Origin of the sequence: Mesorhizobium sp. M0815 (genome assembly GCF_040319995.1) — a bacterium.
In the GTDB taxonomy this organism is placed as follows: domain Bacteria; phylum Pseudomonadota; class Alphaproteobacteria; order Rhizobiales; family Rhizobiaceae; genus Mesorhizobium.
The window spans coordinates 1-24,814 of sequence record NZ_JAMYOU010000050.1 but is presented as its reverse complement, the minus strand read 5'-3'; the positions used below and the strand labels follow the sequence as shown (position 1 = coordinate 24,814).

At 58.1% G+C, this 24,814-nt stretch carries 17 protein-coding genes and 3 pseudogenes; 12 read left to right on the top strand and 8 right to left on the bottom strand.

What is annotated here, in order from left to right:
* Positions 1 to 57 precede the first annotated feature (57 nt).
* From NKI01_RS29495 to NKI01_RS29485, 3 genes and pseudogenes are all read right to left on the bottom strand, one after another.
* Positions 58 to 702, bottom strand: a pseudogene (locus tag NKI01_RS29495) (IS91 family transposase); the annotation flags it as partial.
* A gap of 10 nt (positions 703 to 712) precedes the next feature.
* The gene (locus tag NKI01_RS29490) at positions 713 to 1,573 is read right to left on the bottom strand and encodes a site-specific integrase (RefSeq protein WP_352965663.1); all 861 of its coding nucleotides are present in this window, start codon (positions 1,571 to 1,573) and stop codon (positions 713 to 715) included.
* A 172-nt stretch (positions 1,574 to 1,745) separates the two neighbouring features.
* Positions 1,746 to 2,408: pseudogene (locus NKI01_RS29485) on the bottom strand (integrase core domain-containing protein); the annotation flags it as partial.
* Between the two features lie 5 nt (positions 2,409 to 2,413).
* Between NKI01_RS29485 and NKI01_RS29480 the strand changes: the two are divergent.
* From NKI01_RS29480 to tnpC, 4 genes and pseudogenes are all read left to right on the top strand, one after another.
* A pseudogene (locus NKI01_RS29480) lies at positions 2,414 to 2,539 on the top strand (IS110 family transposase); the annotation flags it as partial.
* Between the two features lie 287 nt (positions 2,540 to 2,826).
* Positions 2,827 to 3,219, top strand: coding sequence for an IS66-like element accessory protein TnpA (gene tnpA / locus NKI01_RS29475; RefSeq protein WP_352965661.1), 393 nt, complete (start codon positions 2,827 to 2,829; stop codon positions 3,217 to 3,219).
* Positions 3,216 to 3,521 (top strand): IS66 family insertion sequence element accessory protein TnpB, encoded by a 306-nt coding sequence (gene tnpB / locus NKI01_RS29470; RefSeq protein ID WP_352965659.1) that lies wholly within the window; start codon positions 3,216 to 3,218, stop codon positions 3,519 to 3,521. Before tnpA ends, tnpB begins: the two co-directional genes overlap by 4 nt.
* Positions 3,522 to 3,608: 87 nt before the next feature.
* A protein-coding gene (gene tnpC / locus NKI01_RS29465) for an IS66 family transposase (RefSeq protein ID WP_352965658.1) occupies positions 3,609 to 5,263 on the top strand; the annotation gives its coding sequence in 2 pieces (ribosomal slippage) (positions 3,609 to 4,152 and positions 4,152 to 5,263; 1,656 coding nt in all).
* Positions 5,264 to 6,011: 748 nt separating this feature from the next.
* On the opposite strand, the gene NKI01_RS29460 is transcribed toward tnpC, so the two are convergent.
* From NKI01_RS29460 to NKI01_RS29440, 5 genes are read right to left on the bottom strand one after another with little or no spacing between them, the layout of a single operon-like run.
* The gene (locus NKI01_RS29460; protein WP_352965656.1) at positions 6,012 to 7,076 is read right to left on the bottom strand and encodes an ABC transporter ATP-binding protein; all 1,065 of its coding nucleotides are present in this window, start codon (positions 7,074 to 7,076) and stop codon (positions 6,012 to 6,014) included.
* The gene (locus NKI01_RS29455) at positions 7,073 to 8,080 is read right to left on the bottom strand and encodes an ABC transporter ATP-binding protein (protein ID WP_352965654.1); all 1,008 of its coding nucleotides are present in this window, start codon (positions 8,078 to 8,080) and stop codon (positions 7,073 to 7,075) included. Before NKI01_RS29455 ends, NKI01_RS29460 begins: the two co-directional genes overlap by 4 nt.
* Before the next feature lies 1 nt (position 8,081).
* Positions 8,082 to 8,963 carry an ABC transporter permease gene (locus NKI01_RS29450; RefSeq protein ID WP_352965652.1) on the bottom strand — a complete coding sequence of 294 codons (882 nt, stop codon included), beginning with the start codon at positions 8,961 to 8,963 and terminating at the stop codon, positions 8,082 to 8,084.
* 1 nt (position 8,964) lies between these two features.
* A complete protein-coding gene (locus NKI01_RS29445) occupies positions 8,965 to 9,906 on the bottom strand; it encodes an ABC transporter permease (RefSeq protein ID WP_352965651.1) in 942 nt (313 codons plus the stop codon).
* Positions 9,907 to 9,911: 5 nt separating this feature from the next.
* Entirely contained in the window at positions 9,912 to 11,516 is a 1,605-nt protein-coding gene (locus tag NKI01_RS29440) for an ABC transporter substrate-binding protein (RefSeq protein ID WP_352965650.1), read from the bottom strand.
* 422 nt (positions 11,517 to 11,938) lie between these two features.
* Here NKI01_RS29440 and NKI01_RS29435 point away from each other — a divergent pair, with 422 nt between their 5' ends.
* From NKI01_RS29435 to NKI01_RS29400, 8 genes are all read left to right on the top strand, one after another.
* Positions 11,939 to 13,711: a CocE/NonD family hydrolase gene (locus NKI01_RS29435; RefSeq protein WP_352965649.1), complete on the top strand. Its 1,773-nt coding sequence runs from the start codon at positions 11,939 to 11,941 to the stop codon at positions 13,709 to 13,711.
* Between the two features lie 270 nt (positions 13,712 to 13,981).
* Positions 13,982 to 14,998 carry a dipeptidase gene (locus NKI01_RS29430; RefSeq protein WP_352965647.1) on the top strand — a complete coding sequence of 339 codons (1,017 nt, stop codon included), beginning with the start codon at positions 13,982 to 13,984 and terminating at the stop codon, positions 14,996 to 14,998.
* Positions 14,999 to 15,071: 73 nt separating this feature from the next.
* Entirely contained in the window at positions 15,072 to 16,922 is a 1,851-nt protein-coding gene (locus tag NKI01_RS29425) for an ABC transporter ATP-binding protein (protein ID WP_352965644.1), read from the top strand.
* 239 nt (positions 16,923 to 17,161) lie between these two features.
* On the top strand, positions 17,162 to 18,628 hold the full coding sequence (locus tag NKI01_RS29420; RefSeq protein ID WP_352965642.1) for a peptide ABC transporter substrate-binding protein: 1,467 nt from the start codon (positions 17,162 to 17,164) through the stop codon (positions 18,626 to 18,628).
* A gap of 37 nt (positions 18,629 to 18,665) precedes the next feature.
* Positions 18,666 to 19,601, top strand: coding sequence for an ABC transporter permease (locus tag NKI01_RS29415; RefSeq protein WP_352965641.1), 936 nt, complete (start codon positions 18,666 to 18,668; stop codon positions 19,599 to 19,601).
* Positions 19,598 to 20,554: an ABC transporter permease gene (locus tag NKI01_RS29410; RefSeq protein WP_352965640.1), complete on the top strand. Its 957-nt coding sequence runs from the start codon at positions 19,598 to 19,600 to the stop codon at positions 20,552 to 20,554. Before NKI01_RS29415 ends, NKI01_RS29410 begins: the two co-directional genes overlap by 4 nt.
* Before the next feature lie 144 nt (positions 20,555 to 20,698).
* Complete coding sequence (locus NKI01_RS29405) at positions 20,699 to 22,579, top strand: CocE/NonD family hydrolase (RefSeq protein ID WP_352965638.1); 1,881 nt, start codon at positions 20,699 to 20,701, stop codon at positions 22,577 to 22,579.
* Positions 22,580 to 23,226: 647 nt separating this feature from the next.
* A complete protein-coding gene (locus NKI01_RS29400; protein ID WP_352965636.1) occupies positions 23,227 to 24,480 on the top strand; it encodes an NAD(P)/FAD-dependent oxidoreductase in 1,254 nt (417 codons plus the stop codon).
* Positions 24,481 to 24,814 lie beyond the last annotated feature (334 nt).

Below are 24,814 nucleotides of genomic sequence, written 5' to 3'. Positions count from 1 at the left end.
CTTACTGAAATCCCTGTCCCGAACTTACTGAAATCCGTGTCCGCGACTTACTGAATTCCTTGTCCGGGACTTTGCGAAACCCGCAAATAGCCGCCTGAACAGGCGCGACAGAACCCGCACGGGCAGGAAAAACCCCGGCCGGCAGGCGATCCATCGCTGGTCCCCGGCCTTCGCCGTGGCAGGCTCGAGCGACAGGCCGCCGCCCGGCACGACGCAGTGGACATGCGGATGATGGTGGAGATTTTGACCCCAAGTATGAAGCACGGCGACCACGCCGATCTCGGCGCCCAGATGCCTGGGATCGGCCGCCGCCACCCTCAAGGCTTCGGATGCGGCCTTGAACAGGATCGCATAGACCGCCGCCTTGTTCTGGAAGGCGATCTCAGCGATCTGGGCCGGGACGGTGAAGACCACGTGGAAGTATGGGACTGGCAGCAGTTCAGCCTGCCGCTCGGCCAGCCACTGGGCGTGGGCTAGGCCCTGGCACTTAGGGCAGTGGCGGTTGCGGCAGGAGTTATAGGCTTGCCGCACGAAGTCGCAGTCGGTGCAGTGTTCGGCGTGACCGCCCAGGGCCGCGGTCCGGCACGCCTCCACCGCGGCCATGACCCGGCTCTCGACACGCCCGAGATGGCCGGCATGGTCGCGGCGATAATCAGCCCCGTGACGGTGGAATACATCCGCCACTTCCAGATCCGGGCGCATGGCGCGCGGCTCAGCCGGGCGGCGTGATCTCCATGTGGAGTTGGTCAAAAGGACTGGCGGTCCGGCCGATCACAGTCGTTGAGACCTGGGCGTATAGTGTCGTCGTCGCCAAGCTGCGATGGCCCAGCAGCACTTGAATGATCCTTATGTTCGTGCCGGCTTCCAAAAGGTGGGTGGCGAAGCTGTGGCGAAGGGTGTGCACTGTCACTCGCTTCTCAACGCCCAGGAACTCGCAGGCTGCTCGACAGGCGATCCCCAAGGTTTGCGGGTGGATCGGGCCGCGGCCATCGCGCCGGGGAAACAGCCATCGCCCCGGCTTGGTCAACCGCCAATAGACGCGCAAAATCTCCAGCAGCTGCGGCGACAGCATCACATAGCGGTCCTTGCCGCCCTTGCCCTGCTCGATGCGAATGACCATCCGGCTGCTATCGATGTCCGTCACCTGCAGACGCGCCGCCTCCGCGGCGCGTAAGCCCACCGCATAGGTGGTCATCAGAGCGACCCGGTTCCTCGTTCCCTTCACGGCCTGCAGAAAACCGACCACCTCATCGGCACTCAGCACGACCGGCAACTTGCGCGGCGTCCGAGCGTAAGCGATCCGCTCAGGCAGATCAGATCGACCCAGCGTCACGCCGTAGAAGAAACGCAAGGCGCAAACGGTCTGGTTCAACGCGCCCCACGAGACCCTTCGGCCCACCAAGTGGGCCTGATAGGCGCGCACCTCTTCGTATCCCAGTTGATCGGGTGATCGTCCAAAGAATCGACTGAACTTCGCCACGTGATGCACGTAGGATCGCTGGGTCTCCGGTGACAAATTGCGGATCGTCAGATCTTCAATCATCCGCTGACGCAGAGGGCTTATCTGGGCCATCTGGGGTTCTCCTGTCTGGAAGGTTGGCTCGACACCAAATCTTCTCAGACAGGGGCCTCCTCAGGCCAGACCCGCGCATCAGCTACCGCGGCAGCGGTTTAGTTCAATCACAAACACCCTTCTTTGGGAATCCTACGATTCTCTCAAGACAGGAAACGCTTTAGATGTTTGGTCACGGCATTTGCTGAAGCGGATTGAGTTTGAAGCGTTCCGGTTGTGACGCCCACGCCTTGCAGATGAATTCGTAGGATGTGAACCCCTTGAGGTCTTGAGCCTGCGGGCGAAGTTGTAGGCGGCAACGAAGTCGGCGAGATGGATGCGGAGTTGGTCGTGGCTCTCGTAGTAGAAGCGCTTGACGGTGGCGTCCTTGATAGTCCGGTTCATTCTCTCGACCTGGCCGTTGGTCCACGGATGCTTGGCCTTGGTCGTGCGGTGCTCGATGTCATTCCTGGCGCAGGCGTATTCGAAGGCGTGAGCGCGGAAGATCTCGCCATTGGCGATTGCCTCCTTGATCAGCGGCACCGCCGAGCCACCGGCACCGGGGGTGGTGAACTGGGTGCCGTTGTCGGTAAGCACGGTGTGGATCTTGTAGGGCACGGCCGCGATCAGCGATCAGCCGCAGTAGAGAGTCTCTTGACACGGCTGTGGGGGCCTTTTCGTGCAACTCGACGAAGGCGAACTTCGAGCTGCGGTCGATAGCGACGAACATGTGCAGCTTGCCCTGCTCGGTCCTGACCTCGGCAATGTCGATGTGGAAGTAGCCGATCGGGTAGCTCTTGAATTTCCTCTTCGCCGGTTTGTCGCCCTCGACGTCCGGGAGCCGGCCGATGCCATGGTAAGTTGCGGCAAAGGCGGCATCCCAATGTCGCGGCCGTCACGCTCGCCAACAAGAATGCGAGGATCGTGTGGGCCATGCTCTCGGGCGGCACACTCTACGAGCACGCACCATCGGTGAAAGCAGCTTAAGGCGAAGCGGCAAAACGAAGGAATAACAAAAGGAGGTCTCACCCAGGCAATTGCAGCAAAATGCAGGAGATGGTGAAACGGTCATTCCGTCACTTCCCGAACCTGGTGTGGACCGGACCGGCTTGGCTTCGGCCAAAGTCGAGGGGCCGATGAGGTGGAGTGCGCGAAAATCCATCGGGGCTCGCGGCGAAGACGGTGTCCAGCCGCATCAGGAAGGCGGATTTACGTCGTACGCCTCCGAGGAGGGCCGCCTTGCGGGCGAAGGGAGCATGTAGCTGACTGTCGGTATGGATATCGCTACTGACAGTCGCCAAGTCACTCGTCTCGAGATTGTTGACACTGGCCGCCGGCGCCGCTGGTCGGAAGAGGCGAAGCTGCGGATTGTCGAGGAGAGCTATTCGGCTCCGCGGCAAGCATCCGCGACAGCGCGGCATCACGGGATTTCCAACCCACTGCTGTTTGCTTGGCGCAAGGCGCATCGCGAGGGTCGGCTCGGCGAAGGTGGCGTCTGCGGTTTCGTGCCGGCGGTGATCGTACCGGAGCAACCAAAGAAGGGTCGAGAACCGGCTGGCGGGCGCATGGAAGGAGTGAGCGCGAATGGCCGCAGGGTGATCGTCGAGCCCGACGTGGACGTGGAAGCGCTGCTTCGGATCATGCGCGGCCTGGAAACGCTGCGATGATCCCGATTCCAACGGGGGTGCGGGTGTGGCTGGCGACGGGACACACCGACATGCGCTGCGGCTTTCCCAGCCTTGCACTACGCGTGCAGGAGATCTTGAAGAAGGATCCGCTGAGCGGCCATATTTTTTGCTTTCGCGGTAAAAGAGGCGATCTCCTGAAGGTCATTTGGCATGATGGGCAAGGATCATGCCTGTTCACCAGGCGTCTTGAGCGTGGCCGCTACATCTGGCCTTCTCTGGCAGACGGAAGCGTTACGATCTCGACGGCGCAGTTAAGCTATCTCCTGTCCGGGATGGATTGACGCAACCCTCAGGAAACCTGGCGTCCGACGCGGGTCGGCTAGCATTTACATTTTGAAATTGCAGGCAAAATCTGATTCACTGGCCTCATGACGTTGAAGCCGGATGATCTTCCTTCGGACCTCGCGAGTGCCCTGGCGGCGCTGCGGGCTGAACGTGAAGCGCGGCGGCAAGCCGAGGCGGTGGCCGCCAGCGCGCAGGCGAAACTATCGGACACCGAGGCGCTGATCGCACATCTACAGCTTATGATCGAGAAGCTGAAGCGCGAGAAATACGGCCAGCGTTCCGAGCGCACGGCGCGTCTGATCGAGCAGATGGAACTTCAGCTCGAAGACCTCGTGACCGCGGCGAGCGAGGATGAGCTTGCCGCGGCCGCTGCGGCGGCGAAGACCCAGAGCGTGCGTTCCTTCACGCGCAAACGGCCGGTGCGCAAGCCATGGCCGGCCGACATCGAGCGCGAGCGCATCGTCATCGAGCCACCCACCACCTGCGCCTGCTGCGGCGGATCCCGGCTGTCCAAGCTGGGCGAGGACGTGACCGAGACGCTGGAGGAGATCCCGCGCCGGTTCAAGGTGATTGAGACGGTGCGCGAGAAGTTCACTTGCCGCGATTGCGAGAAGATCAGCCAGCCGCGGCGCCCTTCCATGCCACGCCACGCGGCTTCATCGGTCCGCTGCTGCTGGCGACGATCCTGTTCGACAAGTTCGGCATGCACACTCCGCTCAACCGTCAGAGCACGCGCTTCAAGGCCGAGGGGATCGACCTGCCGCTGTCGACGCTGGCCGATCAGGTCGGCCACGGAACCTTCGCCGTCATGCCGCTCTTCCAACTGATCGAGCGCCATGTGCTCGCGGCCGAGCGCCTTCATGGCGACGACACCACCATTCGCATCCTGGCGAAAGGCAAGTGCACGACCGGGCGCATCTGGACCTATACGCGCGATGACCGTCCCTTCGCCGGGCCTGCGCCGCCGGCGGCGATCTACTACGCCTCGAGCGACCGACGTGGCGAGCGTCCTCAGAAGCATCTGGCCGGGTTCGCCGGCATTCTTCAGTGCGACTGTTACAGTGGCTTCGAGCCGCTGTTCGACCCGCAGCGGAAGGAGCAGCCGATCACGCCGGCCTTTTGCTACGCCCATGCGCGGCGAGGATTCTTCGAACTGGCCGACATCGCGAACAATGCTCGCGAGGGCAAGAGGAATGGCAAACCGATCTCCCCGATCGCGCTGGAGGCGGTCAGGCGTCTCGACGCGCTGTTCGAGATCGAGCGCGCCATCAACGGCCGCAGCGCTGACGAGCGATATGCCGTGCGGCAGGAGAAGAGCAAACCACTTCTCGACGACATGCACGCCTGGTTGCTCCGCGAGCGCGACACTCTCTCGCGCTCTTCCGAGGTCCTGAAGCCAATCAACTACATGCTCAGGCGCTGGGCCGACTTCGCCCGCTTCATCGACGACGGCAGAATCTGCCTCAGCAACAACGCGGCCGAAAGAGCGCTGCGCGGCATTGCTCTGGGAAGGCGCAACTGGACCTTCGCCGGTTCCCAGCGCGGCGCCGAACGCGCCGCCGTCATGCTTACCCTCATCACCACTGCACGCCTCAACGACGTCGACCCGAAAGCCTGGCTCGCCGACGTCCTGGCCCGCATTGCCGATCTTCCCGCCTCGCGTCTGCACGAACTACTGCCCTGGGAATGGAAGCGCCTGCGCCAAGCCGACAAGCCCGCCGATCAGCAGGCCGCCTGACCTTCACGCATCGCCATCATAAAGCCCGCCGCGCGCACGCGCCTGTGCCAATCATGCGGCCTTCGTCGTATGCGTACTTTACGTCAGCAGTTGTGACCGACGATCTTGATCTAGCCGACCTGTTGCAATCGGGCGGGGTCCATATACGTCCAAATATGAATCACAAACCAGCCTCCGCCGAAATCCCAATTTTCCGATTTTCCAAACGCCTCTGACCGATCGAATTGTGATTATGGGCTATGTTGTGGAGACCACGAGATGCGAGGCCGGATGCCCCGAATCGATCCGACCGATCTCGCCAATGAGGAATGGGAGCGGATTGCAATTGCCGGAGAAACCAGCCGAGCGAGGCCGTAGGCAGAGCGTTGGCTTGCCTGAGGTTCTCAACGCGATCCGCTAAGTGACGCGCACGGGTGGTGGCTGGCGGATGCTCCCGAAGGACTTTCCGACCTGGCAGACGGTCTATTAGCGGTTCCGGCGCTTTGTACGGCTGATGCTGTTTCGCACGATTCACAACATCGCCCTGATGGACGACCGCGAGCGGGCCGGGCGCGAAGCCTGCCCGAGCGCCGGTATGTCGCCAATTGCGACCATCGTAAAGCCGTCCTTAACATCCGTTGCAATCGAACCGATCGTAGCATAGCTACCAACCCCTTGGGCGGCCTCAGAGCCGTTCTCATGTGAATGGTTGTCCATTACACTCTGTCTCTTCTTCTTGCCATACTTTGCACGATGTTTGGCGTTCGCGTCAGCGGTGCGCTCGATATCTTCGATCACATGGGACGGTCTGGGCTATAGAAGTCAGCGAAGTAGCCGCAGCCGGCCGGGCCGGGATGTCTCGGGCCGGAGCACGGACGTGACAGGCAACGACGCGCCCGTCTGCCATCGGCACCAAAGGCGGCACCTCGATGCGGCAACGTTCGACGGCGAGCGGGCAGCGCGAATGGAATGCGCACCCACTCGGCGGATTGATCGGACTTGGCACCTCGCCCTCGACGGGTGTTTCCAACCGCACTTGCGTCGGATCCGGCACCGGGGCTGCCGCGATCAGCGCCTCCGTATAGGGGTGGACCGGCTTGGCGAAAAGCGCCTCGCAGGGTGCGAGCTCCACGATGCGCCCCAAGTACATGACGGCAACACGATGCGCGATATGCTCCACGACGCCGAGGTCATGCGAGATGAAGACGAAGGCGATGCCCAGCTGCTGCTGGAGATCCAGAAGCAGATTCAGAATCTGCGCCTGCACGGAGACGTCAAGAGCTGACACCGCTTCGTCGGCAATGATGAGAGAGGGGTTGAGCGACAGGGCGCGTGCAATGCCGAGCCGCTGGCGCTGACCTCCCGACAACTCAGACGGAAGCCTGTGCATCATCTCGGGCGACATCCCGACCTTTCGGAGAAGGTCCGCGGCAAGTGCCTGGCGCTGCTTGCGGCTGAGGCGCTCAAAGTTCTCGACAGGTTCGGTGATGATCTGCCCGGCAGTAAGACGCGGGTTCAGCGACGAGTAAGGATCCTGAAACACCATCTGCATCCGATGGCGCCACGCGTGGAGCGCGTCCTTCTTGAGACCTGCAATATCGGTCCCGTCGATCATTACGCGCCCGCTAGTCGGCTGCACGAGCCGCATCAAGAGTCGCGCCACGGTGGACTTGCCACAGCCGGATTCGCCGACGATGCAGAGCGTCTCACTCGCCTCCACGGTGAAGGATACATCCTCCACCGCCCGGATCACGGGAATGTTTTTTTTGAAGACTCCCGAGCCAAGCGGATAATGCTTGGTGAGATTCTCGACTTTCAGAAGAGGAACACTCATGCGCCCATCACCTCTTCGGCGCGCCAGCAAGCTGCGGCGTGGCCTGAGCCGACATCACGCAGGATGGGTGTCTTCTCGCGGCAGACATCGATCGCGAACGGGCAGCGGGGCGCAAAGCTGCAGCCCACAATGGGCTCGCGCAAACTTGGCACGATGCCGGGAATTTCTGGAAGGCGGCGCTGTCGGCCACGTCGCCGATCAGGCACCGATCGCATGAGACCCTGGGTGTAGGGATGCGCCGGACGCGCAAACAAATCTATGACATTCGCTTGTTCTACGATTCGGCCAGCATACATGACAATGACGCGTTGGCACGTCTCGGCCACGACGCCCAGATCATGCGTGATGAACATTACGGCCGTTCCCATGCGCTCTTTCAGATCGGCGATGAGTCGCAGGATCTGAGCCTGGATCGTGACGTCAAGCGCGGTCGTCGGCTCGTCGGCGATCAATAATTCCGGCGAGCAGGCAAGAGCCATGGCGATCATGGCGCGCTGGCGCATGCCGCCTGACATTTCGTGAGGATAGTTGTTAACAAGGCGCTCGGGATCCGCGATGCGGACAAGACGAAGCATCTCCTCGGCCTTTGCCATTGCCGCGGAGCGGGACGCTTTCGTGTGGATCTGCACCGCTTCGGCGATCTGGTGGCCGACGGTATAGACCGGGTTCAGGCTCGTCATCGGCTCCTGGAAGATCATGGCGATCTGGTCGCCGCGGATCTGTCGCATCTCCCGATCAGACAGTCCACGGAGGTCGCGTCCGCGAAAACGGATCTCGCCGCCGACCATCCTGGCGGACAGCTTCGGCAGCAGACGAAGGATGGAGAGAGCGGTGACGCTCTTCCCGCAACCGGATTCGCCGACGACGCCGAGCGTTTCGCCTTTCTTCACCTGGAAGCTGATGCCGCCCAGGGCGCGGGTGACGCTGTCTTCGCCGTAAAAGTGCGTCTCAAGATCTAGAACATCGAGAAGCACGTCGCTCCCTGTGGTTTGATGCATCTGCATGTTAGCGCCTCCGCTTGGCGCGGGGGTCGAACAGGTCGCGCAGGCCGTCCCCAAGCAGGTTAACGGCAAGGACCGTGACGGCAAGGCAGATACCAGGAGCGAAAATCGTCAAAGGGGCGATCGAGAGATACAGGCGAGAGCTTGAGATCATGTTGCCCCAGCTCGGAATCTCGGGTGGCACGCCCACGCCGAGGAAGCTCAGTCCCGCCTCTGTGAGGATCGCGCTTGCGCAGACATTAGCGCCTTGGACCATGAGCGGCGGAATGGTGCTCGGAAGGATATGCCGCCACAGCACCTTGGGCAGGCGCGCACCGCCGCAGAGCGCGGCCTCCACATAGGGACGGTCGCGAACACCTAGAACCACAGAACGAACCAGCCGCGCGACGGCCGGCGTCTCTGGGATCGCGATGGCGACGATGAGGATGCCGATCCCCGGTCCTGTCAGAGAAATAAGGGCAATGGCGAGCAGAATGGTCGGGATGGACATCAGGCCGTCCATGACCCGCATAACGACGTTGTCGAAGCTGCGGCTGTAGCCGGCTACAACACCAATCAAAAGCCCGGCAAGAGCCGCGCACGCCGCCGATGTCAGCCCGACCATGAGGGAGATCCGGGCGCCGAAGATCGTTCGCGCAAACACGTCCCTGCCCAGATTGTCGCTTCCGAACCACATGTGGGCCGAAGGCGGCAGCAGGCGCTTGAATGGATCCATGTTCACGGGGTCGCCGACGTAAAGCGGGGCGGCGAGCGCCAGAATGATCAGGAGCGCCAGGAGGCCGCCGCCTAACAGAACCAGCGGGTGCCGTCTTGCCAGACGGGGAACATCGGATAGCTGCAGCCCACCTATCGGCACGGCTTCAACTGGTGCGGAGATAAGCGTCATGTCAGTACCGGATGCGGGGATCGATAAGCGTATAGGCAAGATCGACCGTGAGGTTGATAAGGACGTACAGACCCGAAGTCAGGATGAGTACACTCTGAATGATGGGATAGTCGCGGTTGTTGATCGCATCCACGACCAGACGACCGATACCGGGTATGTTGAACACCGTTTCCGTTAGGACGACCCCGCCAATCAGATAGGCGAAGCTTATGCCGATGACGGTCAGGATCGGGACGCCGGCATTCTTCAAGGCATGGTGGAAAAGCATGGCATAGGACGAAGCGCCCTTGGCGGCGGCCGTTCGCATATAGTCTTCCGACAGGACCTCGAGCATGCTCGCCCGCGTAACCCGGGCGATGAATGCAATGTAGGCAAGACCAAGAGCCACGGTGGGAAGGACCAGGTGCACAAACCAAGGCCCGAGGCCATCATCGATCGGCACATAGCCCTGGACCGGTAGCCAGTGTGTCCTAATCGCGAAGAAGTATATGAGAAAATAGCCGACGACAAAGACCGGGACGGAATAACCAAGCGCCGAAAACGCAGCGAGGAGGCGGTCAACGAGACCGGCAGATCTCCACGCGGCAAGGATGCCGAAGGAGACCCCCACCGTCACCGAAAGGATCATCGTCAGGATCGACAGGGAAAGGGTCGGTTCAAGCCGCTGCGAGATGAGATCGAGAACGGGTCGTCCGGCAAAGATCGAGCTACCGAAATCGCCGCCGAGCATGTCGCGCACCCAATGAATGAACTGAACCGGCATAGGATCGTTCAGACCTAGCTTCTCGCGAATGCCGACGATCATCTGTGGCGTGGCCGTGTCGCCGGCGATGATGGCCGCCGGATCGCCGGGCGCCCACCTGAGAAGGAGGAATACGAAGATCCCGACCATCGCCATGACGGCGACGGTCGAGACCATCCTGCGGATGATGTAAGCGGCCATTGCCTTCAGGCCTTCTGCATGTTCCACATCGGCATACCGTACCCGCTGCTCACTTCGACCAGCCCCGTGAGCGTCTGGCGGCGCGCACTTGGCCCGTTAGTTTGACCTAACAAAACTGAGCCGACGAAGTCCCACCAAACCCCTTGCATCTTGCGCGCCAGTGCCTTGCGCTCTTCGAGTGTATCGACATTTGGCCATTTGGCCCGCAGCGCCTCGTATTCATCGTTCTTTGGCCAGCCGAACCAAGCCTTGTCGCCATTAGCGAGTAAGATGGCAGTGCTGATCGGATCGCCTAGGCTGTAATTGGGAAAGTTCGAGATGAAGATGTTCCAGCCGCCATTCTCGATAGGGCCCTTATTCGACCGACGGGTGACAAGTTCACCAAAGGTCATTGGCGCAAGCTCGGCATTAACACCAACCTTGCGCAATTCGCCCGCCAGAAATTGTGAGGCATTGTTGGCCGACGACCAGTCTGTGGGCTGGAGAATTATAATCTTCTCGCCGGAATATCCGGCCTCCTTGAAGAGCTGCTTGGCCATTTCCGGGTTCCCGCCCTTCTTGAACCAATCCGTATTTTCGTCGTTAGAATAGGGCGTACCGTTTCCAAACACGGAAGTGACAGTGTGACCGAATCTCAGGTCAGGAGACAGGACGCGCAAAAACGCCTCCTGGTCGATCAAGTGAAGCATTGCTTGGCGCGCCTTCACGTTATCGAACGGCTTCTGCAAGAAATTCATCCGCACGAAGAATACATCGCCAGACTTATTTATCACCTGAAGTGCAAGGTTAGGATCGCTCTCGATCGCTGAATAGAAATCAGGGGGCGGCGACGCCAGGAAATCCATCTCGCCCGCATGTAGGGCGGCGAATGCGGTCTGCTGATCGGGCATGTTTTCCCAGATGACACGATCGACTTTCACAATCTTCCCGCCGGCCAATCCATCGGGCGCCTCATTGCGCGGTACGTATTGTTCATTCCGGTCGTAGGTGTAGCTCGCACCCGGCTTCGACAGAGCGTCGTTGAACTTGAATGGCCCCGATCCGATGTTCGAGGTCACCTGCTCCGTTGCGGGACGATCAGCGTCCTTCTCGCGCATGATAGCTAAAAATAGCCCGTTCACCAGCCCATCGACCAGAGTGCCAAGTGGTTCCTTGAGCGCGATCGTGAAGGTTTTCTCGTCCTTCTTCGAGATATCCTTGGCCCGCGACATGATCAGTTGTCCGCCGGAATCCACCTGGCCCCAGCGGCGGAGCGAGGCTACACAGTCGGCCGCAGTGACGGGGCTGCCCTCGTGAAAGCGTAGAGCATCCCGGAGCTCGAACGTATAAGTCTTCTTGTCCTCGGAAACACCCCACTTCCCCACCATTTGCGGCTGCGGCACAAGCTTGGAATCGAGCCCAAACAGCGTGTCATAGATCGCCAAGCCATGGCTGTAAGTGATGTTCGCCGTCGAATAGATCGGGTCAAAGATGCGGAGGTCGCCTCCCATCTCCATGTGAACCGTCCGAGCGTCGGCTAGCGATGTCTGCGCCCAAAGGATTGACGGGATCGATAAAGCCGTTCCGGCGGCCGCGCCTGCCTTTATGAGGTCACGTCGGGAAATTGTCATGTGTCGTTCCTCCTCTTTTAAGCCACCCCAGATAGTACGCTGGCAAAGGCCATGTGCATTCAACAACTTGGATCCAAGGATGTCAAGCTTCTGTAGATTGGATACAAGTTTCCGGTTTGCGTAAACGCCTGCGATGATGTCCAGTCTGCTGTAGATTGGGATCCAGTCATCAAGCTTTTTTGTCCCAACACCCTCCGCCCCCGGCCCGAACAGCCGGTACCGCGACCCCCAATCAGTTCGGCAAAAGCTCAGATAACCATCTCGGCAATGGGCTGCGATCATCCCCTTGGAGCCAGGACGTCAGCTGCCGTATTACACATTTAGCCGTTTGAGACATTTGTTGCATATTTTTGCTGTTTGATCTAGTCGGATTATTTACGTCGCCCCAGGGCCGGCAAGCCCTCACATTGCAGGAGATTTTCATGAGCTACTCCCATCACCAGGCGTCAAATTCGATCTTCGGCTTTGATCGGTGTGGCGCTGTGACCACACGACATAAGGTCGGTCCGTTGGAATCGACATACGTGACCATGCGCGATGGCGTGAAGCTTGCCTTGGATATCGTCCGTCCGATGGACGAGGACGCCAGGACCAAGCGTGACACCATCCTTGTCATGACGCGCTACTGGCGTGGAATAAGTGGGAGCGGGTCCAACCCCTATGTCGATCTATTTGCTCCGCAGGGGTATGCGGTGGTCGTTGGAGATGTTCGCGGCACCGGTGCATCCTTCGGAGTGTGGCACCATCACCGTGCGCGCGCCGAAACGCTGGACTTCACTGAAGTACTCGACTGGATCGTTGCACAGTCCTGGTCCACGGGTCAGGTGGTCGGCTACGGCCTGTCCTACACCGCCAACACAGCGGACTGGATGGCGGAGCGGAACCATCCGGCGCTGAAGGGTATAATACCGCGGTTTGCTGACTATGATCCTTATGAAGATTACTACTTTCCCGGCGGAATCGCCAACCTCATCATGGGTCGGACCTGGGGTAACAGCGTCAAAGACTTCGACCGCAACTTGTGGGTCCTGCCCAATGGTGAGCGGTTGCCGGGCGTGCGTCCAGTCGGGTCGTGTGGTGAGGTGAGCCTAGATGCGATTCTGCGCGATCGCGAGTGGGTGCCGTCCGTCTGGGATGGCTTTCAGCAGGTGACGTTCAAGGACGATCGTCCCACGACTTGGGGCGGGGCCTCCATGCTCCACTGGAGTACTCAGGAGGTAGCGGACCGGATCAATCGCTCAGGCACGCCGATGCAAAACTGGGCGAGTTGGTTCGACGGTGGCACGGCGCAAGGGGCCATTCGTCGCTTCCTGCGACAGTCAAATCCAATGAACGTTATCATCGGCCCGTGGAACCATGGCGGCGACATTTCCTATGATCCGCTCCGTGCCGCTGACGAAGCAATCCTTCCAATCACGCCGACGCAGCAGGCAAATGACATCCGCTTTGCGCACTCCTGCTTCAGCGGCCAGGCTGGCTCGGAGCAGGGGAAGGTCCTCCATTACTACACTCTAGGGGAGGGCACGTGGAAATCGACCGGCTCATGGCCGCCCCCGGCCACCCGCCGTCGGTTGTACATGGCAAATTGCTTCCGCCTGAGCTCATCGCCCGACGAGACGGGCTTTGACTTGCTTCATGTCGACCCTGCGGCGGGGGACGTCACTTCCAACCGGTGGGCCACCGGCAACGGCTGTGGCAAGGTGGATTATGGAGATCGGCGACAGTTTGACGCCGCTCGGCTCGCCTACACGAGCGAGCCCTTGACGCAAGACCTCGAGATCACCGGACATCCTGTTATCCACCTGAACATCACCTCGACCCGCGAGGACGGCAGCTTTTTTGTTTACCTTGAAGCCGTGACGCCGGACGGGGTATCCTGTTATCTCACGGAAGGCCAGCTGCGCGCCCTGCACCGGAAGGTGTGGACCGATTCGCCATTCAGCGTGCTTGGACCTCAGCATAGCTATCTGAAACGCGACGCCGACCCTCTCACGCCGGGCGAGCGCGCCATCCTGTCGTTCACTCTACACCCGATCTCCGCCCGCCTGCCCGCTGGCTACCGCCTGAGAGTGTGTCTTGCCGGCAGCGACAAGACCACGTTCGCCAATGTGCCCGCCGATGGCGCGCCGCCCTTGCTGAAGTTTCATCGTGGCTCGGCCGGTTGCTACATCGAGCTGCCGATTATCGAGCCCTAAGCAGAGAACCTATGTCTCGCCAAGGGCGCGACCTACACCGGCTATCCCAATTGACTGACCCGACACTCCCAAGAATGACCCCGTCATTAACAGCGTCCCTGAATTGAAGTGATCTCATCAAGCACACGGTGGGCGAGCGCGCTGAAAGATCCGCCCCGCTATGAGTGGCCTGCCAATTGTATCCAATCTACACACCATTGACATTTCGGGATCCAAGGTGTTTGAATAACATAATGTGCTGCTGATGTAGCGAACTGAAGGGAGGCCTGCGTGGACGTTGAGACAATCCACCGTGATGCAATCGTGATCGATGCTGTTGCGCCGCTCCTTCAAAAGAAGAGCTACATCGACTCCTATATCGCGGGCGGCGTCACATGCGTGGCTCCAACTGTGAATGTCGGGAATGGCTCTCCTGCAGCAGCGCTGAAGGAAATCGGTGGCTGGTTGCGTTTCGTATCATCCAGAAGGGACCTGAAGCTGGTGCACAAAGCAGTTGATGTCGAAGCTGCTAAGCGCGACGGTCAGACCGGAATCCTGTTGCATTTCCAGGGTTCAGGACCGTTTGCAACCGATCTCGACCTTGTCGAAGCTTTTAATGCGCTTGGCGTGCGAATGGTGCAGCTGACCTACAATAGGAAAGATTATGTCGGGGACGGATGTGAGGAAGAATTCGACGGAGGCCTTAGTAAGTTCGGGAAGAACCTTGTGCGGAGGCTGAATGAAAACAGGGTCATCGTCGATTGCACTCATACCGGCTACAAGACAACGATGGACGCGCTTTCGCTGACGACCCGACCCGCAGTTTTCTCTCATTCAAATTCCGCCGCCCTATTCCCTAGCAGAAGAAACATCCAAGACGATCAGGCTAAGGCGGCTGCAGCTACGGGCGGTCTCATTGGGGTTACTGCGGTCCCGCAGTTCGTTGTGCCGGCCAAAGGTGGGGCAGCGCGGCCGTCGCTTGATGACTTGATCGAACATATCGACCATTTCGTAACGCTGATCGGCATTGATCACGTTGGACTCGGCCTTGATTACTGGTGGGGAACGCTACCGTTTTCCGATCTCGATACAGTGATACGCGAGTGGGAGCACTATGTTAGCATTGGCGATTGGAATCCCGAAGCTTATCCACGCCCACCTCATTATAACCCGCCTGAAATTGATACGCCGGCTATGCTGTCGGGGATGACTGCGGGCCTTCTTGGGCGAGGATATAAGGAAGACGACGTACGCAAGATTCTGGGTTTGAATTGGCTGCGTGTCTTCCGCGAGGTGTGGGGAGAGTGACTTAGTCGTCAATCGTACTGAACCTGCGCGCGAATGTCGCCGAATTTGGTCTGCTGATGAAATGAAGAGGTCTATGAATCAGCCCGTCCTTTCTGTCTCGCAACTGGTCACCTCCTACCGGGTGGGTGGCGTTTGGAAGCCTGTGGTGAACGGGGTTTCATTCGAGATCGGCCGGAGAGAGGCCGTGGCGATCGTCGGCGAATCCGGTTCCGGCAAGAGCGTGACTGCGCTCTCAATCATGCGGCTCAACCCGCCTGGGTTTAGCAAGATTAACGGCTCGATCGTACTGAACGATAGGGAGTTGCTCACCCTGTCAGAGGCGGAAATGCGCCGTGTCCGCGGCAATGAGATCGCGATGATCTTTCAAGAGCCGATGACCTCGCTGAATCCGGTTCTGACCATAGGCTTTCAGATCGCCGAAGTGTTGATGCGGCATCGCGGCTTGTCGCACTCCGAGGCGGACTCGGAGACAGTTCGCCTACTGGAGAGGGTCCGTATTCCAGCGGCGAAGTCGCGTTTCCATGAATATCCACACCGATTCTCAGGCGGAATGCGACAGCGTGTAATGATCGCGATGGCGCTAGCCTGTAGGCCTAAGTTGCTAGTCGCCGATGAGCCGACGACGGCGCTCGACGTAACGATCCAAGCGCAGATCTTGGAGTTGATCAAGGAACTGCAAGAAGATGAGGATATGTCTGTCCTCTTCATCACCCATGACATGGGTGTGGTGGCCGAAATCGCCGACCGAACACTCGTTATGTTCAAAGGTCAGGTGGTCGAGGCGGGGCCGACCGAAGACATATTCAATCGTCACGAACATCCGTATACCCGCTCGCTGCTAGCCGCTGTGCCAAAGCTCGGTTCGATGGTGGGTTATAGCCGGCCAATGCGCTTTCCCGTTGTTGATAAATCGACCGGTGAGCCCGACATGCCAATTGAGGTGCCTGATACGGCGAATAAGGGCGGGCGCCCAGTGTTGGAAGTCGCTGGGCTGACGGTGCGGTTCGAAATTCGTTCGGGCTTGCTTTCAACGGTCAAGGGCCGTGTTCATGCGGTTGAGAATGCATCCTTCAGCATTAGGGCTGGCGAGACGCTGGCGCTGGTCGGCGAGTCTGGATGCGGCAAGTCAACGACGGGCCGCTCGGTGGTCCGGCTGCTCGAGCCAGTTTCAGGTTCCGTCCTGGTCGATGGAGTGAACGTTCTTAAGCTCAGCCAAGATGAGTTGCGGCGACATCGCGGGCTTATGCAGATGGTCTTTCAGGATCCGTTCGCCTCGCTCGACCCGCGCATGGATGTTGGTTCTGCTATCGCCGAACCGCTGCTGATCAGCAATTTCGCAACTCAATCGCGAGTTCGGGACAAGGTCGCGGACCTCCTGGAGCGAGTAGGCCTTTCGCCCGATATGGCAAAACGTCTTCCCCATCAGTTCTCAGGCGGGCAGCGCCAAAGAATCTGTATCGCGAGAGCGCTCGCGGTCGAGCCGCGATTAATCGTGGCGGACGAGGCGGTTTCGGCCCTTGACGTTTCGGTGAAGGCGCAGGTCGTCAATCTTCTGCTGGACCTGCAGGCCCGTATGGGATTGAGTTACCTCTTCATCTCGCATGACATGGCAGTCGTAGAACGACTTAGCCACCGCGTGGCGGTCATGTATTTGGGCGAGATCGTCGAAATTGGTTCGCGCGAGGCGATCTTCCAAAACCCACAGCACCCTTACACTAAGAGGCTCTTGGCCGCAGTGCCGGTCGCAGACCCTTCGCGACGTCTGCAGAAACGCCCTCTATCGTACGATGAGATTAGGAGCCCGGTCAGGCCTGCAGATTATCTCCCACCTGTGCGCCGGTATTGTGAAGTCTCGCCCGGCCATGCCGTCATGCTCTGGGGCGAGGAATGGGACAAGAAAGATATGTCAGGCATCGCAGCCTGAACTGATATCCGAACCGTAGTACAAGGGGAACAAACATGCAGTGCGACACCGAAAACAATATTGGAGCAACTCGCTCCTGGCAGTCTTCTGTTGCCAACCATCCTGAGGTCGGCAGGAAGCGGTTGCGGATCTCTCATGGTCTCTTGGCTTCCGCCCTAGCGCTATGGATAGGGTCAGCACAGTCTGCTCTCGCTGAGTCTCAGAACACCTTCCGTATGCTCGTTGGCGAGCCCCGGCACATGGATCCTAATCTCGCTTCCGACTTCTCAATCAACATCAATGCACAGTTGTTCCAGCCTTTGGCACGTCTCGGCGATGACGGACAGCTTCAGATGCTACAAGCAAAGAGCATTGAGCTTGGGCCCGATGGCCGCACCTGGACCATCACGCTGAATCCGAACTACAAGTGGTCCAATGGCGAGCCAATTACGGCCGCCGATTGGGAATATTCCTGGAAGCGCATTCTCAACCCGAAGACTGCAAGTGAAGTCGCAGTCTTCCTCAGCGACATTGAGAATGCCGAAGCCTATCAAAAAGGCACGGTTACGGATGTAGGTCAGGTTGGAGTCAAGGCAACCGGCGAATACACTCTCCAGGTCGTAACTGGGAAGATTGCGCCGCAGTTTAGAGCCAAGCTCGCTCTGCCCTATCTGACGCCCGTGCCGAAAGCGGTGGTCGAGAAGTTTGGCGATGCGTGGATCGCGCCGGAACATATGGTCAGCAACGGACCCTATAAGCTGGTGAGCCGGGTTAACGACCAGTCCATAGTAGTGGAAGCAAACCCGTACTACGGTGGCAAGAAGGCGAACATTCCGCGGATCGAGATGACGGTCGCGTCAGGCGATCTCTGTGCTGCGCAGCTGCGCGCCTATGAAGCGGACGAGATCGATTTCACGACTTGTTTGCCTCCGCAGGACATCGCTCGGGTAAAGAATGACGTCGAACTTAGTAACCAACTCAATACCTATGCACTCCCGGCGAGCGAATGGGTGCAGTACGACATGACAAATCCCCGCTGGGGCGATAAGCGGATCAGACATGCGCTTGCATTAGCAATAAACCGCGACGAGTTGGTTGAAGCAGCTAGCAGCGGCGGCGCGAGTCCGGCCCCGACTGTCGTACCCAACTCAATTCTAGCCGGCAGTTCGGACGATGCTCTAAAAGGATCGATTGACGAGGCGCGGAAATTGTTGGCCGCAGCAGGTTATCCAGACGGCAAAGGGTTTCCGCAATTTACAATCACGACCTCATCCGATCGTGGCAGGCCGCTTGTTGCGCAAATTCTCCAGCAGATGTGGTTGGAGAACCTCGGCATTCAATCCACGATCAGTGTTCTTGAGGAGAACGCTTATCGCGCCTGGGTGCATAGTCGCAAAGCCGAGAAATATGACATGGCCATCAATGGCTGGTGGTCGGACTATGCGGATCCGGCCAACTGGTACAGCGATCTAATCATATCCGACTTTCGGCAGAACCACTTCTCAAACAATGACTTCACAGCACTCGTTGAAAAAGCCAACGCCGAGCCAGATCCCAGCAAACGGCAGGAATTGTTCCGGTCCGCAAATAAGATCCTGGAGGACGAGCAGCCGATGATTGCGATCGACTACCCGACATCCCTTTGGATGATGAAGCCACGCATCCGTGGACTGAAGCACGAGGGAACGCTCGACATGTATCACGTTGAAGAAGCCAGTTTTCAGTAGTTGAGAACTTCGAGAAATCTGCAGGGAGGAATGCCAAATGCTGATTTATGCTATAAAACGGCTATTGGCGGGCATCCCTACCCTGCTAGTTTCCTTTACACTTGTGTTTTTCATTGCGCATGCGACTCCTGGGTCACCATGGGACGCGACATCAAACCGGCCGATCGACCCAGCTGTTAAGGCAAGATTGGACGAAAAGTATCATCTCGATCAGCCGCTTTACGTCCAATATGCTAGCTATCTTGCAGGCGCTTTCCGCGGCGATTTTGGTCCGTCGTTTCGAGACCGGACGATGAATGTTTCTGATATCGTTGAACGTTTCCTTCCCGTATCACTGAAGTTGGGCGCCGCAGCGATGGTGTTAGCAGTAGTTCTCGGTCTCCCACTCGGGGCACTTGCAGCTCTAAGCCGACATTCGATCATCAATGGAGCGATCCGCGTCCTCAGCACGATAGGGATTTCGATGCCTACCTATGTTATTACGTCCATTCTGATCGTATCGTTGGGGGTTGGTCTTGGTTGGGTGCCGACCTTCGGTTGGCACGGCCTGTTCTCAGCTTCATCCATAGTACCTATATTTTCGCTCGCGCTCGCACCTCTCGGCGCGGTCATTCGGTGCTTCCGCAGCAGCTTGCTGGAAGTCATGAACCTGGATTTCATTAAGACCGCTCGCGCGAAAGGCCTCAAGCCTTCGAGCATCGTCCTCAATCATATGGGTCGCAACGCGCTCATTCCGACCATTACGGTTGTGGGCGCCTATGCGTCTAGCGTTCTGGTGGGCTCATTTTTTGTGGAATCCATTGCGGGGATACCGGGATTTGGACGGTACCTTGTGCTTGCGGTCGCTGCCCGCGATTACCCGGTGATCATCGCAACAACTCTCATCTACGCGGTGTTAGTCATTGCAATCAACATATTAGTTGACCTTAGTTATTTCCTGCTCGATCCGCGGGTCCGCGCCGAGAACACATGATGAACACACTCGACGTTCAGAACAGCGAGGGAGGAGTTGCCACGCGACATTTTTGGAACATAGGACGGGCGACTGTCCATAATCCCGGTCTGATGGTCAGTATCGCGTTTCTCGTCTTCCTGGTCGGGTTGGCACTTCTGGCGCGGCTTCTTCCACATGATGCATACAGTCTCGACGTACTGCATCGGAATGCGACGCCCTCGGTGCAGCATTGGTTCGGAACGGATGAGCTGGGTCGCGACGTGCTTGCTCGCATTGCCGTCGGCGCCCGCGTGTCACTGGTTGTGGCCGTAGCCTCGACAATCGTTGCAATCGCGATTGGCGTAATGGTCGGGGTGCTCTCAGGTTATCTCGGCGGAATGACCGATAACATCGTGATGCGTCTTGTGGACGCGATGTATGCATTCCCCGACACCCTATTTGCTATTCTGATGGCGGCTTTCGTGAAGGGGTATTTAAGTGGTGATATACATGGCTTTTTGAGCCCCCTGGCTGAGGTTTATAGGTTGTCCGGAGGCATTCTTGGCGTTCTCCTAACCTTGGGCCTTAGTTCCTGGCCCACGACCTCACGTCTGGTTCGATCCCAAGTCATGTCGCTTAAGCACGCCGAATATGTCTTAGCGGCGCGGCTTTCCGGCGCTTCGGGTGGGTCCATTATTCGAACCCATTTGCTGCCCAACACCGTTCCCGTCATTCTCATCGCAATTACGTTTGTAGTGCCGAATGCAATTCTGCTGGAAGCCGGCCTCAGCTTCATCGGCATCGGCGTGGATCCTCCGACACCCAGTTGGGGAACGATGATCGCCGCAGGCGCACAATCGATTCAGTCCTACCCGCATCTGCTTATCATACCTGCACTTGCCATTGGACTGACACTGCTTTCGCTGAATGTCATAGGTGACGCACTTCGGGATATTTTGGATCCAACATTAGTCGGAATGCAGAAGGCATGATGAACGTGCTGCGCACGATCTCTGGCTCGGCCGGAAACACTGGCTGTTAGCCAGATAGGGCCATGCTTCCGATTGTGGAAAGCGTGCGGAATCTTAAGCGCCTCTTGCCGAAGCGGTGCTCGCATTGATGAAAGAATTTTACCTATGGATGAGATGCAGTCTGAAGGGAAGAAAATCAAACCAAGGCAGCGCCAGTTGAAGTATGACGCTCCTGCCTTCGCCGCGGTGCTAGCGGGTGAGGTAAGTTCACCCGCTATCTATTCTAGAACGGCAATCAACCGCGCGACGCAATTGGTTACGATGCGCGACGGCATTCGCTTGGCAACGCATCTGCATCTGCCGCCAGTAACCCCTGCGCCTTGTATTGCAATCCGCACCCCTTATGGTCGCGGTGGTTATGAGACGATCGCAACGACACTCTGTCAGCGTGGCTACGTAGTGATTTGTCAGGATGTGCGGGGTACCGGCGACAGCGAACCCGATACCTGGGACTTCTATGTCTATGAGTGGGAAGACAGCTTCGACTTCGTTGACTGGATAACCCATCAAGCTTGGTACAATGGTTTCATTGGCTCGTTGGGAGGCTCATACGACGGCGCGACGCAATTCTGCATGGCGGCCCATCCAAAAATGACGGCGATCGCGCCAGAGGTGGCCGGCCTAGGGCTGGCGCCCAGCAACGGTGTACGGTTTCATATGTACGTCAACGCCTATTCACGCACAGTCGGGAAGGGTGAGGACAAGATACCGATCCCGCAAGCCGAGATGGAAGCGAGGATGCAGGAGGAGACACTGGCGACGGGCTATTTTGATGAGCCGATGGACGTGCCGATGCCCCGAAGCCTGCGCGAATATTGCCCTAGTCTAATGGACATCCCGCTAGGCAAACGCAAGAGCTGGCTGTGGAAACACTACAATAGCCTAGAGCCGAACGGGCGCGCCGAACTGCTTAAGGCCGCCCTGGGCGAAGACAGTATTGCATCCGACAGCACGACAAGACTCAATTTCCTGTTCGGCCACGAGGTTGATCCGGATGCGCTCTTATTCCCGCGAAAGAATGCGCGGCAACTCTGCCAGGCTCTCCACGCGCCCGCCCTGTTTATCACAGGATGGTACGACTGGTGTTTGGGCGATACGCTGTTTAGTTGGGAACAGCTTATACAGAACAGCCTTACACCAGTGCGCACGCAAAGCCGGCTTTTGATCACCCCGAGCGCGCACAATGTACCCGGTTACCATGAAGGGGAAGAAGAGATCGCGGCCCTCCAGCGGATCTATCGGAAAGACCCCGAGCTGCTTCAATTTTGGTATAAGGCCGTACTAAATGGTACTGTCGAAGAGATTCCTCCTGTCACCTATTATCTTATGGGCGCGAATGAATGGCGTGCCTGTTCGGACTGGCCTCCGAAGGAGGCCGAGATGCGACATCTATATCTCGCGCCCAGCGGAACACTAAACTGGAACACCGCGGCAGGATCGACGGCGTCGGACAGCTACATCTACGACCCAGATGATCCAACACCGACGATGGGCGGGAGCATCCTTTCCGACGTCTACCGACCTGGCAGTGTTGATATTGCTGCGGTTCAGCAGCGTCCTGACGTCCTGACGTACACGACGGCTGTCCTCACTGATAATCTTGATGTCGTGGGTCCGATTACTCTCGTTCTATACGCCAGTTCGTCTGCGGTCGAAACCGACTTCTATGGTCGCATCAGCGACGTCTTTCCTGACGGACGGGCGATTCAGCTTCAAAGCGGCGTGCTGCGGACGCGCTATCGAGGCCCCGATCCGGCAGCGCTTCGCCTTGGCGTAGTCCACCGTTTTGAAATCGACATGTGGGCGACCGCCAACCGATTTGCAGCCGGCCATCGTCTCCGGCTGGACGTCTCCTCCGCCGACTTTCCCAAGTTTCAGCGCAATCGGAATCGCGGAGGCACACCTGGGCCATCGATCAAGGCGACGCAATCCGTCTTCCACGGTGGGGAACACTCCTCTCACTTACGAATACCAGTGCTCTCGTAGGGCGAGCGCCCAACATAGGTGGCGTTGGTTGAACGTTCTAAGTGCAAATCTTCGGCCAGCCAACTTTCAGATGCGTAGCGCATGGCCGGGTCAGTCAGAAGTCGAACTAAAAGAGTCAGGCCGGGTAGAGAAAGTCGTCGCGACCTCGACATTTAGGAAGCGATAGGTTGCTGAAATGAGAGTGAGAAATGACGGAGATCAAGAGTGAGCTCCTTCTTGGCTTTTACGAACGGGAAAGCGATGAGAAATGACGGAGATCAAGAGTGAGCTCCTTCTTGGCTTTTACGAACGGGAAAGCGAAATGGTTGATTTTATGCGTCACTTGATTCAGATACGATACCCAATTCTCCCGGGGATACAAAAGTTGCCATGGGTTTGGTGGAGCATTTCCTCTCAAAGCGCGGCATACCGTATGAAATCGTAGGCGCCTAACCCGTGCATCCCTCACCCGGTTACGCAGTTTGCTGGCGATACCGACGGTCCACGACTCGTCATGAACGGTCATCTCGAATCGCGAGGTTCTTCATCGAATGGGCCGAAGCGGACAAACAGCGGGTCGGGCGCGAATTCTGGCGGCCGTTCACTGATCCAATCTGCAGGGCGTGGCGAACGCCTCCGGGATGCCCGGACGAAAAACGGAAAATCACATGGCTCGAATGAGCGTCATAGTAATCGGTGCCGGCATTATCGGACTAAGTGTCGCCTATGAGGCGCTACGAAACGGTGCCGTAGTGACAATCATCGACCGAGATCCTGAGGGGGACAAGGCGTCATTCGGTAATGCGGGCGGCATTGCGGTTACAGAGGTGATACCCGCATCTGTTCCTGGATTGTGGAAGAAAGTACCGCAATGGATTCTTGATCCTCTCGGCCCGCTTGCTTTTCGGGTCTCGCACACGCCCCTGTTACTGCCTTGGCTTTGGGACTTCGCCAGGGCTGGTACAAAGTCACAAGCAAGTCGTATTTCAGAGGCGCTGGCAGAAATTAACGGTCGTGTCTACGACGATCTTTTACCGCTGTTCAATAAGGTAGGTCTGGCAGATGACTTGTTTCGCAAGGGCGCGCTGACCGTATACGAAAGTGAGAGCGGCCTCCTTCAAGATAAGCACGAGTGGGACAGAAAGCGGGACTTCGGTATCGAGGCCAAAGAGGTGTCGGCGGTTGAGATCAGGGAAATGGAGCCCGCGCTCGGATCGATCGTGAAGGGCGGTGTTTTCACACCTCAATGGTCTCACGTCAGCGACCCAATGAAGGTGGTCGCAGTACTGCGTAACTGGCTAATAGCCAACGGTGTTGAAGTCGTGAGAGGTCAGGTGAGTCGGATAGATCCCGCGACGATTGGCGGAGAGATCTTTCTCGACGACAGTAGAGCTATCAAAGCGGAAAAAGTAGTTATAGCCGCAGGCGCCTGGTCTGGATTGCTTGCAAAAACTCTGGGCGATCATGTGCTTCTCGAAAGCGAGCGCGGATACAATACCACGATCCCATCCTCTGGAATCACTCTTGAACGAGAGGTGATTTTCGCAGAACGGAAGTTTGTCGCGACACCTCTTTCGGTAGGATTGCGGATCGGTGGCGCGGCCGAATTTGGAGGATTGAGGGCTGCTCCGAACTACGCTCGCTCTCATGCCTTGTTGAAGCTTGCAAAACTGTACCTCCCTGGCCTAAAGGAAACGGAAGGCGTTGAATGGAGTGGCCATCGTCCAGCCACACCCGACAGCTTACCTATCATCGGCCGCTCGCGTGTCAGCGCTGATATAATCTACGCCTTTGGGCACGGACATCTTGGCCTGACACAAGGGCCGACAACCGGCAAAATTGTAGGTGACCTCCTTTTCGGACGTAAGCCGCCAATCAACATTGCCCCATTTTCCGCTACAAGATTTGGTCAAACTAGATAAAAAATCTACGAAGAGTCTATTCACCTCGAATCGACATCCACTTTAGCATAAGACCGTATGCTCGGGCGGGCCGAGCCGATCCTCACCACAGGAGGACGAGCCGTGGCAGATTATAGAGAAGCATTTGTCGGAATCGATGTTGCGATGACGCTGCCCCCGGTTTCTATCCAGTTTTGAGTTCGTTTCCGGCGTGGGTTTGACCTGCCACGGGTAATTTCCTCCATCTGAGATTAGAGTCCGGCCTCGATTGAAGGTAAGCGGGCAGCTGAGGCCGTTCAGCGCTGGTAATTCCATGGCATGAGGGCGTCGATATCGCTGTTTGGCCAGCCATTGG